Source organism: Selenobaculum gibii, from assembly GCF_030273445.1.
Classification (GTDB): Bacteria; Bacillota; Negativicutes; order ICN-92133; family ICN-92133; genus Selenobaculum; species Selenobaculum gibii.
The window spans coordinates 1,710,528-1,728,270 of sequence record NZ_CP120678.1; the positions used below are offsets into that span (position 1 = coordinate 1,710,528).

Annotated in this window: 13 protein-coding genes, 1 tRNA gene and 1 other annotated feature; of the genes, 5 read left to right on the forward strand and 9 right to left on the reverse strand. The window is 35.1% G+C overall.

Annotated elements, in window-relative coordinates:
• Window positions 1-17: 17 nt before the first annotated feature.
• The 7 genes from yihA to P3F81_RS08205 form a co-directional block, all read right to left on the reverse strand.
• The gene (gene yihA / locus P3F81_RS08175) at window positions 18-641 is read right to left on the reverse strand and encodes a ribosome biogenesis GTP-binding protein YihA/YsxC (protein WP_147669789.1); all 624 of its coding nucleotides are present in this window, start codon (window positions 639-641) and stop codon (window positions 18-20) included.
• Window positions 641-2,950, reverse strand: a complete 2,310-nt coding sequence (gene lon / locus P3F81_RS08180) for an endopeptidase La (RefSeq protein ID WP_147669788.1) — start codon at window positions 2,948-2,950, stop codon at window positions 641-643. Before lon ends, yihA begins: the two co-directional genes overlap by 1 nt.
• A gap of 217 nt (window positions 2,951-3,167) precedes the next feature.
• On the reverse strand, window positions 3,168-4,859 hold the full coding sequence (lonB, locus tag P3F81_RS08185) for an ATP-dependent protease LonB (RefSeq protein ID WP_147669787.1): 1,692 nt from the start codon (window positions 4,857-4,859) through the stop codon (window positions 3,168-3,170).
• A gap of 143 nt (window positions 4,860-5,002) precedes the next feature.
• Window positions 5,003-6,259, reverse strand: coding sequence for an ATP-dependent Clp protease ATP-binding subunit ClpX (clpX, locus tag P3F81_RS08190; RefSeq protein WP_147669786.1), 1,257 nt, complete (start codon window positions 6,257-6,259; stop codon window positions 5,003-5,005).
• A gap of 12 nt (window positions 6,260-6,271) precedes the next feature.
• Window positions 6,272-6,877, reverse strand: coding sequence for an ATP-dependent Clp endopeptidase proteolytic subunit ClpP (gene clpP, locus P3F81_RS08195; RefSeq protein ID WP_147669785.1), 606 nt, complete (start codon window positions 6,875-6,877; stop codon window positions 6,272-6,274).
• A 34-nt stretch (window positions 6,878-6,911) separates the two neighbouring features.
• Window positions 6,912-8,198: a trigger factor gene (gene tig / locus P3F81_RS08200; RefSeq protein WP_147669784.1), complete on the reverse strand. Its 1,287-nt coding sequence runs from the start codon at window positions 8,196-8,198 to the stop codon at window positions 6,912-6,914.
• 186 nt (window positions 8,199-8,384) lie between these two features.
• A tRNA-Gly gene (locus tag P3F81_RS08205) sits at window positions 8,385-8,459 on the reverse strand.
• Between the two features lie 167 nt (window positions 8,460-8,626).
• On the opposite strand from P3F81_RS08205, the gene P3F81_RS08210 reads away from it, so the two are divergent.
• Together P3F81_RS08210 and P3F81_RS08215 are read left to right on the forward strand one after the other, a co-directional pair.
• The gene (locus tag P3F81_RS08210; protein WP_309320288.1) at window positions 8,627-9,859 is read left to right on the forward strand and encodes a radical SAM protein; all 1,233 of its coding nucleotides are present in this window, start codon (window positions 8,627-8,629) and stop codon (window positions 9,857-9,859) included.
• Window positions 9,860-10,039: 180 nt separating this feature from the next.
• The gene (locus tag P3F81_RS08215) at window positions 10,040-11,368 is read left to right on the forward strand and encodes a hemolysin family protein (RefSeq protein WP_147669782.1); all 1,329 of its coding nucleotides are present in this window, start codon (window positions 10,040-10,042) and stop codon (window positions 11,366-11,368) included.
• Window positions 11,369-11,518: 150 nt separating this feature from the next.
• On the opposite strand, the gene P3F81_RS08220 is transcribed toward P3F81_RS08215, so the two are convergent.
• Window positions 11,519-13,189: a 2-isopropylmalate synthase gene (locus tag P3F81_RS08220; protein ID WP_147669781.1), complete on the reverse strand. Its 1,671-nt coding sequence runs from the start codon at window positions 13,187-13,189 to the stop codon at window positions 11,519-11,521.
• A 54-nt stretch (window positions 13,190-13,243) separates the two neighbouring features.
• Window positions 13,244-13,502: a binding site (T-box leader), on the reverse strand.
• A 201-nt stretch (window positions 13,503-13,703) separates the two neighbouring features.
• On the opposite strand from P3F81_RS08220, the gene P3F81_RS08225 reads away from it, so the two are divergent.
• The 3 genes from P3F81_RS08225 to P3F81_RS08235 are packed head-to-tail and all read left to right on the forward strand — an operon-like array spanning window position 13,704 to window position 16,733.
• Window positions 13,704-14,621, forward strand: coding sequence for a substrate-binding domain-containing protein (locus tag P3F81_RS08225; RefSeq protein ID WP_309320290.1), 918 nt, complete (start codon window positions 13,704-13,706; stop codon window positions 14,619-14,621).
• Window positions 14,621-16,042: an ATP-binding protein gene (locus P3F81_RS08230; protein WP_147669780.1), complete on the forward strand. Its 1,422-nt coding sequence runs from the start codon at window positions 14,621-14,623 to the stop codon at window positions 16,040-16,042. Before P3F81_RS08225 ends, P3F81_RS08230 begins: the two co-directional genes overlap by 1 nt.
• A 4-nt stretch (window positions 16,043-16,046) precedes the next feature.
• Window positions 16,047-16,733 (forward strand): response regulator transcription factor, encoded by a 687-nt coding sequence (locus P3F81_RS08235; RefSeq protein ID WP_147669779.1) that lies wholly within the window; start codon window positions 16,047-16,049, stop codon window positions 16,731-16,733.
• 150 nt (window positions 16,734-16,883) lie between these two features.
• Here the strand turns inward: P3F81_RS08235 and P3F81_RS08240 are convergent, their stop codons facing one another.
• Entirely contained in the window at window positions 16,884-17,711 is an 828-nt protein-coding gene (locus P3F81_RS08240; protein ID WP_147669778.1) for an HAD-IIA family hydrolase, read from the reverse strand.
• Between the last annotated feature and the right edge of the window lie 32 nt (window positions 17,712-17,743).

A 17,743-nucleotide genomic window follows, 5' to 3' on the forward strand; every position in this document is an offset into this window, starting at 1 on the left:
TTTATCATCAACCTATTCTATTCTACCAAAACGGTACTAATCACGTCAAGCAAATCTGAACGTCCTTCACTTTTTACAGAAGAGTAAGGTAATACATCAAGATCTGGAACACCCAATACCTTTTTTATTTGTTTTACCTGCTTTTGTACAGCATTTTTACTTAACTTATCCGCCTTTGTTGCAATGATTAGTACAGGCAAATTATTTTCCACTAACCAGTTAAACATTTCAATATCACTTTTCATTGGATCATGACGAATATCTATCAATTGGCAAACAAATTGTAGCCGCGGCGATTTTAATAAGTATTCTTCAATGAATTTCGCCCATACTTTTCGATTTGCTTGCCCTGTTTTTGCATACCCATAGCCAGGTAAATCAACAAGAAAAAAAGATCTCCGTTCTTCTATGCTAGGGATTTTGGCACTTAATTCATAAAAATTAATCGTTTGTGTTTTTCCTGGTGTACCACTAACTCTAGCAAGTCCACCAACTCTGCTAAGCGAATTAATTAAGGACGACTTACCTACATTAGAGCGACCAATAAAGACAACCTCTGGTAAATCGCCTTCTGGGTATTGATCAGCACGCACTGCTGATGCAATATACTTTCCTTGTGTAATAATTATTTCTTCTTTCATTATTCACTCACCAACGCACATTTTAAAACTTCATCCATATTTTCTGCTAATACAAATTCTAATTGTTTACGCACATTTGCTGGGATTTCATCCATATCTCTTTTATTCTCGCTTGGAAGAATAATTGTCTTAATTCCCATACGATGTGCCGCCAATACCTTTTCTTTTAATCCGCCGATCGGTAAAACACGACCTCTTAACGTAATCTCACCAGTCATTGCAACATCGCTACGCACTTTTCTTCCGGTTAACGCAGAAATAACTGCTGTTGCCATTGTAATTCCAGCAGATGGCCCATCTTTTGGAATAGCACCCTCTGGTAAATGAATATGGATATCTTGCTTTTCATGAAAATCTGCTGGAATATTAAACTCTTCTGCTCTGCTTCTAATATAGGAAATACCTGCTTGCGCTGATTCTTTCATTACATCACCAAGCTGACCAGTTAAGATTAAATTTCCTTTGCCTTTCATAATCGTAACTTCCGTAGGCAATACATCCCCGCCAACCTCAGTCCAGGCAAGTCCAGTGCTTACACCAACTTGATGGTTTTCTTCTGCCTTACGATGCTGATATTTCGCTGCACCTAAAAATACATGAAGATTTTGCACCGTCACTTTGACAGACTTTTTATCTTCTTGCACAATCTGACGTGCAACTTTACGACAAACTTTTGCAATTGTCCGCTCTAAATTACGTACCCCAGCTTCTCGCGTATAATCACTAATAAGCTTTTTCAACGTTGCATCAGACAATTGTAATTGTTTTTCACTCAATCCATGTTCTTTTCTTTGTTTATCCACTAAATAACGCTTCGCAATTTGAATTTTTTCTTCTTCTGTATAACCTGCTAAGGTGATAATCTCCATACGATCACGAAGTGGTCTTGGAATATTATGAATACCATTTGCTGTTACAATCCAAAGAACTTTAGATAAGTCAAACGGAGCTTCTATATAGTGGTCACTAAAAGTGTTGTTTTGTTCTGGGTCAAGAACCTCAAGTAACGCCGCAGATGGATCTCCACGGAAATCAGCATTCATCTTATCAATTTCATCAAGCAAAAATACAGGATTTTTAGAACCTGACGTTTTCATGCCTTGGATAATTCGCCCTGGCATTGCACCGACATAAGTACGACGATGTCCACGAATTTCTGCTTCATCGCGTACGCCACCTAAGGAAGCCCTAACAAATTTACGCTGCATTGCACGTGCAATAGAACGCGCCAAAGATGTTTTTCCTACCCCTGGAGGACCAACTAGACATAGAATTGGGCCTTTCATATTATCCGCCAATTTACGAATTGCTAAATATTCTAAAATGCGTTCTTTTACTTCTTCAAGTCCATAATGGTCTTGATTTAGCACTTCTTCGGCGACATTAATATCTAGTCGATCTTCGGTAACTTCATTCCATGGCAAAGCTAATAGCCAATCAATATAAGTTCGAATTACGCCTGTTTCTGCTGAACTAGAGGACATTTTCTCTAAACGAGAAATCTCTTTATTGACTCTTTCAATAATCTCTTCTGGATAATTTCCATCTTCTAATTTTTTTCGGTATTCAGCAATCTCCACCGTTTTATCATCTTTATCGCCAAGCTCTTTTTGAATTGCTTTTAATTGCTCACGCAAATAATATTCTTTTTGCGTTTTTTCCATCTGCTTACGCACACGACCGCTAATTTTCTTCTCTAATTCAAGGATTTCCATCTCTCTGCTCAGAATTTCACACAGCTTTTCCAATCTGTCTTTCACTTCAATTGCATTCAATAGCTCTTGCTTATCTTCAATTTTTAAAGTTAAATGACTAGCAATCAAATCACTTAATCTGCCTAAATCTTCTACTACAACTACAGATACTAAAGTCTCGGGTGGAATTTTTTTGCTCAATTTTACCCATTGTTCAAATTGATGAATGACCGCTCTGCTTAATGCTTCAAGTTCTAAATTAGGTTCACTTTCTTCATTGAATTCTTTTACTTCGACTTCATAATGAGAACTATCTGTAACGTATTCAGTAATTTCTGCACGGTAAAGTCCTTCTACTAGAACACGAATCGTACCGCCTGGTAATTTTAGCAGCTGTTTAACCTCTGCAACTGTTCCTATCTTAAAAATATCTTCCGGTGTTGGATTATCAGTAGAAGCATCTTTTTGTGCTGCTAACATAATAATACGATCTTGTACCATTGCCTCTTCTAGCGCAGCAATAGATTTTTCACGTCCAACGTCTAAATGGATAATCATATATGGAAAGACCATTATTCCACGCAGTGGTAATAACGGTAACTTACGAGTTGTCATAATAAAAAACCTCCTATTTATAACTACTTTAATTAGTTTCAGCGTTAAGTGTCACAAATATTCTTATATTCTTACTCGCCCATTGAAAATCCTCTATTAACACCTATTTTTAGAAAAAAAATAGCTAAAAGTGCTTATTTTGTATAATTAAACACTTTTAGCTAACTTTATCCGCAGATTAACTCTATCTTAAGAAAATTTTTATGGAAAAAACAAATTAATTCTGCGTTGTTACGCCGGAAGCAGCAAGTATATCTGGTTTATCCATATGAATTTCTTTTATAGTAATTTCATTTTTATCCAAAATTGCATATGGAATAGCTTCACTAATATGTTCAATTGGAATAACTTCGATATCCATTTTTCCATATAAAACTTGCCAATTTTCTTTTGGAATTAGAACTCTTTGCGCCCCGGCTTGTTTTGCTGCTGCAACTTTTGCATTAACTCCTCCCACTGGTTTTACAAAACCACGGATAGATATTTCTCCTGTCATTGCCACTTTATTATCAATTGGCTGATTATAAAGTGCAGAATAGATTGAAATTGCAATGGTAAGCCCTGCAGATGGCCCATCTACAGGTGTTCCACCAGGAAAATTTACATGAACATCATAATCCGCAAAATCAATATGATATTGATTCGTAAGTACAGTCAAAACATTTTCTACTGATCCTTTTGCCATACTTTTACGACGCATTTTATGCCCCGTTGTCGTGATTTCCTCTTCGTCTACTACACCAGTAAGAGTTAATCGTCCTGTATGCGTTTTATTTGGCATCGCACAAACTTCTATCTCCATCATTGTCCCCAAATTTGTGCCATAGACCGCTAATCCATTTGCTACACCAATTTGCGGAATAACAGGAATCTTCTTGTCAGGTCTAGGGCTATACTGCCCAAAATTAATTACCCATTCTACATCTTCAGTTTTCACCAGGCTACCACGTTCATTCACTGCAATTCCCGCTGCAATCTGAGCAATATTTACTGCATCGCGTCCATTCATCGCATATTTTTTTATAATTTCTATCGCTTCTGACTCAACTTCAAAATGTATTTTACGAAAAGCATTTTGTGCTATAACAGAAATTTCTTCCGGCAATATTTGTCTAAAAAATACTTCGACACATCGTGATCTAATTGCGCTTGGTATTTCTTGTGCTTGCCTAGTTGTTGCCGCAATAAGACGAAAATCTGCTGGTAATCCATTCGTAAAAATATCATGAATATGACTTGGTATATTTTCATCTTCTCGGTTATAATAGGAACTTTCGAGAAAAACTTTACGATCTTCTAATACTTTAAGTAGCTTGTTCATTTGCAAAGGATGTAACTCTCCAATTTCATCTATAAATAAAATTCCACCATGTGCTTTAGTAACCGCCCCTGGCTTTGGCTGTGGAATACCGGCAACGCCTAATGCCCCAGCGCCTTGATAAATTGGATCATGCACCGTACCAATCAAAGGATCTGCAATTCCTCTTTCATCAAATCTTGCTGTAGTTGCATCGACTTCAATAAACTTTGCCTTTTTGCCGAACGGCGATACTGGACATTTTTTTGCCTCTTCCAAAATAAGTCTAGCTGCTGCTGTTTTACCAATTCCCGGCGGACCATAGATGATAACATGTTGTGGATTTGCACCGCATAAAGCTGCTCTTAAGGCTTTTATTCCTTCTTCTTGCCCAATAACTTCTTCAAAACTTTGCGGGCGTGTTTTCTCTGCAAGTGGTTCTGTTAGCGAAATTTCTCGCATGTTCGCTAACTTTTCCATTTCTTTTTTAGATTCCTTTTCAACAGCGACTTTATTGCCTTGTTGCGACTTCAACAGATTAAAAAAATAGAGTCCAATCACTATCGCAAAAAAGAATTGTATAACAGTAATAACATTAATTGCATAATCCACTTTTCTAAATTCCCCCTCATACTTATCCACTCATAAAGCAAAACTTGATTCATCTGGATTTTTAACTACATTTCTAGTATGAGCAAAGGGAATATTTTTATCCCCGAAAATAAATAAAGGGAGAGCATTTGCTCTCCCTTTATTTATGCAGATTCTTCTTTTGATTTCGCATCGTTTAGCGTTAAAACAGGCTCTGCTTTTTCTGAAATAACCTCTTTGGTTACCGTGCATTTTGCAACATCATCGCGTGAAGGAACTTCAAACATGACATTGCACATAGCAGCTTCAATAATAGAACGCAAACCTCTTGCACCTGTATTGCGCTTTAATGCTTCTTTAGCAATTAGCTTTAAAGCTTCATCTTCAAACTCTAACTTCACATTATCCATTTCTAAGAAACGCTGATATTGTTTTACCAATGCGTTTTTCGGTTTTAAAAGAATATTTACTAGTGTATCTTCGTCCAATGCATCCAAAGTAACCACTACCGGCAGTCTTCCAACGAACTCTGGAATTAAGCCAATTTTAAGCAAGTCTTCTGGAAGAACTTTTTTCAGCAATTCGCCAACTTTCTTCTTCTCCTTGCTTTTTACTTCCGCACCAAATCCCATTGTTTTTTTACCAATACGTGCTTCAATAACTTTTTCGATTCCATCGAAAGCACCACCACAAATAAATAAAATATTTGTCGTGTTGATTTGGATAAATTCTTGATGCGGATGCTTGCGTCCCCCTTGAGGTGGAACACTAGCAACTGTCCCTTCAAGAATCTTTAATAACGCCTGCTGTACGCCTTCACCAGATACATCGCGCGTAATTGATGGATTTTCAGATTTGCGAGCAATCTTATCAATCTCATCAATATAGATAATCCCTTTTTCTGCTCTTTCTACATCATAATCAGCAGCCTGAATTAATTTTAGTAAAATGTTTTCTACATCTTCACCTACATAACCCGCTTCTGTTAACGATGTAGCATCAGCAATTGCAAAAGGAACATTTAATATTTTTGCTAATGTTTGTGCTAGTAATGTTTTACCACTACCAGTAGGTCCAAGCATTACAATATTTGATTTTTGCAGTTCTACATCACCTGGTTTGTTGCCAAAATTAATTCTCTTGTAGTGATTATATACTGCAACTGCTAAAGCTTTTTTCGCATCATCTTGACCAATAACATATTGATCCAAAATATCACGTATTGCTTTTGGTTTGGGAACTTCTTTTAGCTCGACTTCAACATCTTCGCTAAATTCTTCCTCAATAATTTCGTTACAAAGTTCGATACATTCATCACAGATATATACCCCTGGACCTGCAACTAATTTCTTCACCTGTTCTTGAACTTTACCACAGAATGAACATTTTAGTTGACCTTTTTCATCCCCAAACTTTAACATACTATCACCTCACTATTTAGTGCTATCGGCTTTTTGATTAAGGCGAACAATCACTTCATCAATCAATCCATATTCCTTGGCTTGTTCACTAGACATAAAGTAATCACGTTCCGTATCCAATTGGATTCTTTCACGTGGTTGCCCAGTGTGTTTTACCAAGATATCATTACCAATCTCACGAAGGCGAAGAATTTCTTTTGCTTGAATCTGAATATCAGTCGATTGCCCTTGAGCTCCCCCCAAAGGTTGATGAATCATAATGCGAGCATAAGGAAGTGCAAACCGTTTTCCTTTAGCTCCAGCAGTTAATAGTAAAGACCCCATGCTAGCTGCCTGCCCCAAGCAGATCGTTGATACATCAGGTTTTATGTACTGCATTGTATCATAGATTGCTAGGCCTGCAGTTACAACACCGCCTGGACTATTAATGTATAAGTGAATATCTTTATCTGGATCTTCAGACTCCAAAAATAGCAATTGTGCAATAACTACATTCGCTACATTATCATCAATTGGACCTCCAATAAAAACGATACGGTCTTTTAATAAACGTGAATATATATCATAAGCACGCTCACCGCGATTAGATTGTTCCACTACCATAGGTACATAATTCATAAAATCACCTCGGTTATCAAATTAACCAAATGTCTTATTGTGCAATGCTGTCAATAATTAATTTTGCAGCTTTTTTGCGTAAAACTGTGCCAATAAGATCATTTACACGACCTTGTTCTTGAATAATTTTTTGGACTTGTTTAGGTGTAGCGCCATAAGCTTTTGCCATACCTTCTACTTCTGCTTGTAAGTCAACAGCTTCTACTTTCATTTCTTCTTTTTTCGCAATAGCTTCAAGCATCATATCAGTTTTTACATTGATTGTTGCTGCTTCACGATAATTGTTGCGAACTTGTTCCAAATCCATTTTAGTAAATGCTAAATATTGTTCTAAAGCCATACCACGATTTTGTAAATTGATATCTAGTTCTTCAATCATATGATCAATACGGTTTTCAATCATAAGTTCTGGTAGGTCAACTTTACAATTATCAGTTGCTTGCTTAATTGCTTCTGCACGCATTGAATTTTCAGCTTTTTCTGCTGCTGTTTTCTCTAAGTTCGCTTTAATATCTGCTTTTAATTCATCTACTGTAGCAAAAGCACTTGCGCCTTTTACAAATTCATCATTAAGCTCAGGAAGCTCTTTGCGTTTAACATCATTTACTTTAACTTTAAATAACGCTGATTTACCAGCAAGATTTGGAGCATGATATTCAGCAGGGAATACAACATTTACATCTCTTTCATCGCCAGCTTTTGCACCAACAAGTTGTTCTTCAAATCCTGGAATAAAGCTACCAGAACCAATTTGAAGTGGATAGCCTTCACCTTTTCCACCTTCAAAAGCTTCACCATCAACAAAACCTTCAAAATCAATCACAGCAAAATCGCCATCTTTTAATTCAGCGCCTTCAGCTACAACCATTTTTGCATTATGTTCAAGCATAGCATCAATTTGTTTTTGTATATCTTCTTCTTTAACTTCTTCAACTGTTTTTTCAACTTTTAATCCTTTATATTCACCAAGCTCAATTTCTGGTCTTGCTACAACTGTCGCTTTAAATACTAAATCTTTATCAACCGCTAAAGTAACAACTTCAATTTCTGGACGACCAACTGGAGTAATATTTTCTTTAGTTAAAGCTTCATTATATACTTTTGGAGCAATAATATCAAAAGCTTCATCTAAAATAGCTTGTTCACCAACACGGTTTTCAATTACTTTACGTGGAGCTTTACCTTTACGGAAGCCTGGTACATTGATTCTAGTTGCAATTTTAGCGATTGCTTGATCCATTGCTTTTTTTACATCTTCTTGTGGTACTTCCATTTCTAAAACAACTTTATGATTGTCTATTCTTTCCGCAGTAAGTTTCATTTATACTGTGCCCTCCGTTTTTTTCATATAAATATTTGTTTATTTTTGGCTTAAGAGTGTATTGCAGTCACAGCATTCCGAATCAGCAGAACCCAATACGCCATACAACCCATCATACCATAATTATCCGCCAAACACAAGTGAATACAAAATAAGCCCAGCAAAATCTGCTGGGCATAATCTTCATGGAGCGGAAAACGAGATTCGAACTCGCGACCCTCGCCTTGGCAAGGCGATGCTCTACCACTGAGCTATTTCCGCAGTTCACTGTAATGACCTTATACATAATAAAATAAATCATAATCCTTGTCAAGAAAGTTTTCTAATCCATTCAAAATGAAGAAAGTTTGATACATAAAACTAAAAACAAATCATATAGATGAAGAAAGTGATCATTGATTCTTTTATTTTTCGAAGGAGGTTATCTTTTGTATTATTATTTGCATTCACATTGTCATTTAGTTAAGGGTGCATTACGTGGTGCTATTTACGATTTACATACAAATAAAGTGTATTCAATCAATAACCGCGCTGTTGAACTTCTATCAAAATGTAAAGAAACTCCTATTGAAACTACTCTAACTTTAGAAGCAGAAAGTTTAGAGAAAAATGAACAAGAAAAACTTTTCTTTGATGAACTCACCAGCAAAAATCTTGGTGGATATTATTTTTTCCCCCGAATAGAAGAAAATAAAGAAGAAAATGTTTTTGTTCCTGCAAGGCTTGATTTCGCTTGGCTAGAACTTACAACCAAATGCAATAATCAATGCTTACATTGTTATACATCAAGCACTCCACAATCAACAAGTGATGAGATTCCTTTGCAACGCTGGTTAAGTTTAATTACAGAACTAAAAGAAAATGGTGCGACAGGATTGCAGCTCATTGGCGGTGAACCTCTATTATACTCTCATTGGAGGACAATCGTCTTGAAAGCCAAACAACAAAATTTTGATTTTATTGAGATTTTTACAAATGCTACATTAATTGATGATGATGATATTCGTTTCTTCTCTGAACACAACATTCATATTGCAACTACCCTTTATGCTGATAACGCCCAACTTCATGATGAAATCACACAATCCAGAGGAAGTTTCAATAAAACCGTCAATGCTATCAAAAAGTTACTCAATCACCGAATACCTGTGAGAATCGCATCTATCATTATGCGTAACAATGAAAATCAAGCGGAAGCAATTATGCAATTTTGCAACAGTCTAGGAATTGAGGCCTTACCACCTGACGTAATCCGTCCAGCGGGACGGGGGGCTAATGAAAATCTTTTACCGCTTCATTATAAAAAACCATCTATTCAACCTCCATTTTACGTAAATGAAACTGAATTTTACTTAGCTCAGCATTATAACCCTTGTTTAGTCGGCAAAATTGCAATCACAAGTCAAGGGAATGCCTTACCTTGTATCTTTTCCCGTGAATATATCGTCGGCAATATTAAAAATCAATCAATTCATGACATCGTAAACGCTGAACCTTTACAAAATTGCTGGACACTTAATAAAGATAAAATGCCAAAATGTAAAGACTGTGAATATCGTTACGCATGCCCTGATTGTAAAATTTTCTCACAATCCGATGCTTGTTCTTATGTAACAGAAAAATGTACTTACCAACCACAGCTTGGGACTTGGTCCAAGTAAAGCATGGATGAATTATCAGTTACTGCTCTTACGGTATATTAAGCTCAGCCTTCTATATTTAATATAATAAGTGCTTTTTGCTTATTTTCAATCAAATTTGCCTATTTCAGAAAACTTTATTAATATGATATAATAGTTTATAATCTTTGAAAAATTTTCTAAAAGCATAGAAGGAGAGTGATGGATTCATTGGACACCCCGTCAGTGAGTCTTGGATTATTTATAATTTTATCTTTAATTATTGGCAACGGAATCTTTGCCATGACGGAAAAAGCTGTACTTTCGGTGCGGCGAACAAAATTAGAAAAGCAAGCTGATAACGGCGATAAAAAAGCAACACGTATTTTAGATTTAATTGATGAACCGAATAAAGTACTATTAGCATTGCAATTGGGTATTACTTTAATTGGTATCTTAATTGGTATTTTAACCACAGCAGAGCTTATGCCTGCATTTTTATACTATATCGAGAATATTCCATTCTTAAATGAATATTCTACCTTTATCTCATGGACAGCAGCAATTGCCAGCACTATGTTCTTTACTTTAATTTTTGGCGAATTATTTCCCAAAAAGATAGCAGAGAATAAGCCTGAAGCAGTTGTAAAATTTATGGTAAAACCGCTAGAAATTTTCCTTAATGTTTCTACTCCGTTTATTGCTATTCTATCATTTATCAGTAATTTCATCTTGACCTTTCTTGGTTTGAAAGAAAAAAAAGAGATTACTGTAACTGAAGATGAAGTACGAACTTTAATTGAGCAAGGTACAGAAGAAGGTACTTTTGAAAAAACCGAACAAGACATGGTTGATAAAGTCTTTCGTCTTGGCGATCAGAATGCTTATGCTTTAATGACACCACGAACACAAATGATATGGCTCGATCTAGAAGAATCCTTAGAAGAAAATTTAAAGATTATCAAAGAGAATGAAGATACTACCTTTCCTGTTGGCAGAGGCAGTCTTGACGATTTCGTCGGTGTTCTTCATACAAAAGATTTGCTTTTAGATATTCTAGATGGTAAAAAAATCAATTTAGAACAATGTATCCGTACCCCTATTTTTGTTCCTAAATCCATGCAATCTTTTAAAGTTCTCGAAACATTAAAAGATGCAAGTATTCATGAAGCTATCGTTCTCGATGAGTTTGGTGGCGTAATTGGATTTATTACTATTCAGGACATTGTTTCTGAAATCGTTGGCGACATTTCTTTAGGTCAAGATGAAGAGGAAAACCAAATTATTGCACACGAAGATGGGTCTTGGTTAGTTGATGGTTTATTATCCATAGATGACTTTAAAGAATACTTTGATTTAGATGAATTGCCAGATGAAGATGAAGATCATTACCAAACTATGGGTGGCTTTGTAACCTCTTATCTGGATTATATCCCATCTCCAGCCGAAAAATTTATATGGAACAATTTTATTTTTGAAGTTATTGATATGGATCGCGCAAGAGTAGATAAAATCCTCGTAACAAAAAAAGCCAAAGAAAATATTGCTTAAAACAATGAAGAACCTCGAAGACTATCTGTCTTCGAGGTTCTTCATTGTTTTACCCGCCCATTTAGTGAAATAAGCAACTCATAAAAAATCAATGGTTTTAGTTACCGCCGTTACGGTTTCCATCTTCTATAATGTGGAGCCAAGGATCAGCTAAATCCCCGAATCAAGTTTTACTTTGTTAATCGCGCTCAATAATGCTTTTACCGAAGCAGTAATAATATCGTGATCAATACCTGCTCCCCATACAACTTTGCCCTTTTCACCCTTTAGGCTAATGTAAGCAACGGCTCTTGAAGTAGACCCTTGGTCCAATGCATGTTCTGTATAAGTTAAATCACTATAAGAAATATGCAAGTTTTCTTTTATTGCATTACTTACCGCATCTAATCTCCCATTTCCATGCCCTGAAATTTCTTGTTCCTTTCCATTCACAGATATCCTAGCCATAACCGCAAATCCATCTGTTTTAACAAAATGATAATCAAGAATATTTATTGGATTTTCTATGTTTACATACTCTTTATTAAAAATTTCGTAGATTTCTTCTGGCATTAATTCCTTATGTAGATGATCAGATACACTTTTTACTACATAACCAAAATGTTCGCGCATCTTTGCTGGCAATACAAAACCATATTTCTGCTCGAGTAGATATCCAATTCCACCTTTACCAGATTGACTATTAATCCGAATAACATCCCCATCATATTGTCTGCCAATATCTTTCGGATCAATTGGTAAGTATGGCACTGACCAATATCTTCGTTCTCCCTCTTCACGCCATTTCATACCTTTAGCAATTGCGTCTTGATGCGAGCCAGAAAAGGCTGCAAATACCAACTGTCCTGAATACGGCTGCCGGGCATATACTTTCATTCTGGTCATACGTTCATATAATTCAACAATTGCTGGCATATCCGAAAAATCAAGATTTGGATCAATCCCGTGAGAAAACATATTTAATGCAATCGTTACAATATCCGCATTTCCTGTTCTCTCACCATTACCAAACAAAGTACCCTCAATACGATCTGCTCCAGCAAGAAGCCCCATTTCAGAATCAGCAACCGCGCAACCGCGATCATTATGCGGATGAAGAGATACAATTACATTTTCTCTATATTTTAAATTCTGTGACATATATGCAATTTGACTAGCATAAACATGCGGCATTGACATAGATACCGTCACTGGTAAATTGATAATCACCTTATTATTTGCTGTTGGTTGCCACACATCTAGTACTTTATTACAAATTTCTAACGCAAAATCAATCTCTGTTCCAGTAAAACTTTCAGGGGAATATTCAAATTTAAAGTTTCCTTCATACTCATTTGCATATTTTTTAAGTAAATTTGCCCCAAATAATGCAATATCAATAACTTCTTCTTTCGACTTTCTAAAAACCTGCTCACGTTGTGCAACTGAAGTAGAGTTATATAAATGCACAACAGCCTGCTTAGCACCTCGTAATGCTTCAAAAGTCTTTTTTATAATATGCTCCCTTGATTGTGTCAACACCTGTATTGTAACATCATCGGGAATTAAATTCTCTTCAATTAGTTTACGTGTAAACGCATATTCTGTTTCTGATGCAGCTGGAAAACCAATTTCAATTTCCTTAAAGCCTAATTTCACTAAAAATTTAAAGAATCCAACTTTTTCATCTAAACTCATCGGAATAATCAACGCTTGATTTCCATCACGTAAATCTACACTACACCATATTGGTGCTTTATCCACATATTCTCTCTTTGCCCAGCTTAAATCTACAACAGGAGGCATAAAATACCCTCTAGTATATTTTTTACATTTGTCCATTTATTTAATCTCCCTTCCAATACTGTATAATAAAAAAAATCTTCCATCTCTATACTAAGAGACGAAAGACTTAAATCTTACGTGTTACCACTCTAATTCATTTGCTTTTGCAAATGCACTCTGTAGATACGGATTATAAAATAATCTTATATCCCCCTGTCTGATAACGGTCAGGCTCCGTCAATACCTACTCTTATACATTTCAGCATGCTGCCTTCAAGGCGAGTTCATATTTCCATCGCTATTGTTTTTCACCAACCAACAACTCTCTGAAAGCTTATGAAATACTACTATTCCTTTGCACTGCATTTCCATATTTACAACTTTACAAGTATGATATCACATTGACTCTTTCTTCGCAAGCCTCAAAAAGAATATTTCATAAAATAAAGGGTTTAACTATAAATATAGCGAAATGATTCAGTTATGACAAAAATATTTTGCAAATAAACATATAAAGGAAAGTTTATATGTTTTATCTTTTGTTATTTATTTTTTGGGGAGGTTTTATTATTTGCACAAGTTTTCAATTTTGCTTTTCTTACTTCTTACTTTTAATTTATTTGGCTGCATGCCAAGCAATACACCATATATTGATTTTGATAAAACACAATCTACCCCTCCAACAAATACGTATAATGATGAATCTAGTCGTCCGTTAAGAATCGCTGTTGCAACAGTTATTTCACCCCATGCTACAATAGAATATTACCGAAATGTTGCAAATCACATATCCAAACAATTAAATCGTCCCACAGTTCTAATTCAAAGAAAAACTTATGAAGAAGTAAATATGATTATGTCTAATGGAGATGCTGATATTGCTTTCATGTCTACGGGAGCTTATTCTGCATATCGAGGACTTACCGATATTGAGATCATCGCAATGGTGAATCACAGACAAACTTCATCTTACCATGCCCAAATCATTGTTCATAAAGATAGTGATATTTTCACTGAAGCCGATTTACAAGGAAAAAGCTTTGCGTTCACTGATCCTTTGAGCTTCTCTGGGCATATTGCAATCGTTGATCTTTTAAATAAAAGAAATATTCGGCCGGAGCAATATTTTAGTCGCTATCTTTATACCTACAGCCATGATAAATCAATTTGGGCTGTCGCTAATAAAGTTGTTGATGCAGCAAGTATTGACAGCATGATTTTTGATTACAGCCAAAAAATCCAACCTGAACTCGCAAAAAACATTCGCATTATTAGTATAATTGGACCTTATCCAACTGGTCCTGTAGTTGTTCGATCTAAATTAAATAAGGAACAAAAAGATGCAATCCAACATATCTTTTTAACAATGCACAAACATGAAGACATGCTAAATTCTTTAGATAATTTGCTTATTGATAATTTCATTCTTCCAAACGTTGAGCTATACAAACCGTTGCAAAAAATCTATGATCAAATTGGTGGCATATAATGAATTGGTTAAGAGAACAAAAATTATCAACAAAAATAAATACTCTCATCCTTGGAACACTCCTTACACTTAGTACAATTATGGTGATTCTAATGCATGGAATTACTAGAGATATTATGGAACGTCAAGTCGAACTGCGTGGCTATGAAATCGCAAATTATATTGCGGCTTCTGGGACAAATGATATTTTACAGGAGAATGCTTATGCCATCTTTGATCTAATAAAAAAGGTTAAAGATAATAATGAGGATGTTCGATATATTTTAGTTGTTGACTATTCGGGTAAAATTATTGGTAGTACATTTGAACAAGGTTTACCTAAAGGGTTGCCTGCTCATATTTCAACTGATAATATTATAAAAAGGCAAGTTGCCAAATATAATAGTTCAGAAGGAACGATTTATGAAGTTATCGTTCCATTAGAAAACGGTAACGTCGGTTCGATTCGCGTTGGAATGTCTAATAAGATCATGTATAATTTATTAGCCGTAACCTTAACAGAATTTTCTTTAACAATTTTTGCTCTAGCCTTCACCGCTGTTATTTTAACAGGCTGGTTAACTTCTATTATCATTAAACCTATTATTGATTTAGCTAAAGCAGCCGAAGAAATTAAAAATAATAACTATGCTGTTCAAACAGATTATGATACAAATGACGAAGTTGGTAATTTAGCGAAAACATTTAATGAAATGGCATTAAGTCTTGATCAGAAAGAAAAAGAAAATAATAAATTGTTAGAAGCTTTGCGCTTAAAGGAAATGAATCGTACCGTACTCCTTAACAAAATATTTACTGCGCAAGAAGACGAAAGAAAAAGAATTTCCCGTGAGCTGCATGATGGCGCTGGACAATCTATTACATCAATCCTCGCTTACTTGCGAATTCTGTTAGCAAAAACATCCGATGCATCCCAGCAATCGTTAATTTTAGCAGCACGTGACGTTATTGTTAATGTATTAAACGAATTAAAGCAGCTAGCTGTAGATTTACGCCCACCAGCAATTGACGATTTAGGTCTTATTTCTGCAATGGAAAAATATATTCATGGACTCACCGTTGCACACAATAACATTTATTTTAACGTAAGTTTACCAAAAGATGATTTTGAATTTCCTGATAAGATTACTTCTGCATTATATCGTATTCTACAAGAATCAACGAATAATATCATCCGACATGCTAAGGCAACAAATATTGATATTATTTTAAGTAAAAATCAAAATAACGTTCAACTTATCGTCCGTGATAACGGACGCGGTTTTAGTAAGGCAACATTAGAAAAAGCACAAAAAAATAATCACTTAGGTGTTTATGGTATGAAAGAACGTATTGAATTATTAGAGGGTGAATTTAATCTTAAATCTAAAATTGGCATTGGAACAACGATAACAATTAGAATCCCATTAAAATTGGAGTAGTGATATTATGAAAAAGACAAAAATTATTCTTGCTGACGATCACGCGATTCTCCGCACTGGATTAAAATTATTATTAAGCAATGAAGAATCCGTCGAAGTTGTCGGCGAAGCAAGTAACGGTAATGAAGTTTTAGAACTTACAGAAAAAATTCCAGCAGACGTCCTCATTCTAGATTTATCTATGCCAGGTGTTCATGGCCTTGATGTGATTAAAGAATTAAAAGAGCATAATAATCCAATTAATATATTGGTTTTAACAATGCATAGTGAGGAACAGTATATCAAAACTGCTATGGAAGCTGGTGCTTCTGGATATCTTGAAAAAAGCGCTTTCGATACGGAATTGCTTACGGCCGTAAAAACTGTTGCAGCGGGTAAAATTTATTTAAACAACCAGCATGCACTTCTGATGGTAAATTCTCTACTAAATAATACGTCAGAAGAAACAAAAGAAAAAGACCCTTACGTTCTTCTTAGCAAACGAGAAATTGAAGTATTAAAGCTTTTTGTTCGCGGTTATTCGCTATCCGAAATCGGCAAAATGCTTTCTCTAAGCTTAAAAACTATAGATACCTATAAGACTAGAATTTTTGTCAAGCTTGGATTAACAAAAAAAAGTGAGCTTGTTCAGTATGCATTAGAGCATGGTATTCTGACAGCTGATGATAATGATATGCCAACTTTAGATTGAGGAATAAATAATAAAAAAACAGTATCATAAATTATGATACTGTTTTTTTTATGTATAATCTACAAATAGAACATCATTACACCCTTTATTCTGGAAGGATATTCTATAACGACCTTTATTAAAGAATTACATAAGTAAATAAATAAAAGATTATGAATTAACTACACAACTTACGCCTATCCCATCTTTTTCTTTTAAATATTCGTAGATTTCCCCTACACCTTTAAAAATATAAGTTGGCTTTACATCTGACTCATTAACATCTTTCATTGTAGCTTCACCAGATAAAACAAGAATAGAAGTAATACCTGCATTTATGCCAGTTTTAACATCCGTATATAATCTGTCCCCAACCATTGCAAATTCTTCCGGTTTATACTGACATCTTTTTCTGAATACACTTTCTACAATTTCACGATTAGGTTTTCCAATAACTTTTGGCATTTTTCCTGTAGAAGCCTTGATTAACTCCATCATCGCTCCACAATCAGGAATATATGCATCGTTTGGCATTGGACAATTAAAATCAGGATGCGTTGCTATGTAAGGTACACCTGCACGAATTAAATCACAGCCTATAACAAGTTTTTCATAAGTTAATGTCTTATCAAAGCCTAAAACAACAAAATCTGGATTCTCATCTGTAAGAATAAATTTGTAGTCCAAAAATTGTTTTTCCAATTCTGGCGTTCCCATTAAGTAAACCCTCGCTTTTGGCTTTAAGCTATATAAATAGTTAACAGTAGCCTCTCCTGATGTCATTACGTCAATTGGATTACATGCTATACCCAGTCCTCGCATTTTTTGAACGTAATCATCACTGTTCTTTGAAGAATTATTCGTCATAAACAGATAGTCCCGACCACTTTCTTTTAGATATTTCAGAAATTCAGCTGCTCCTGGTAAAAGTTCATTACCAATTGTCACCGTCCCATCCATATCTAATAAAAAACACTTAATCTTTGATAAGTCTGTCATTTTATAATCTCCCATCATAAAAAATTTCTCTT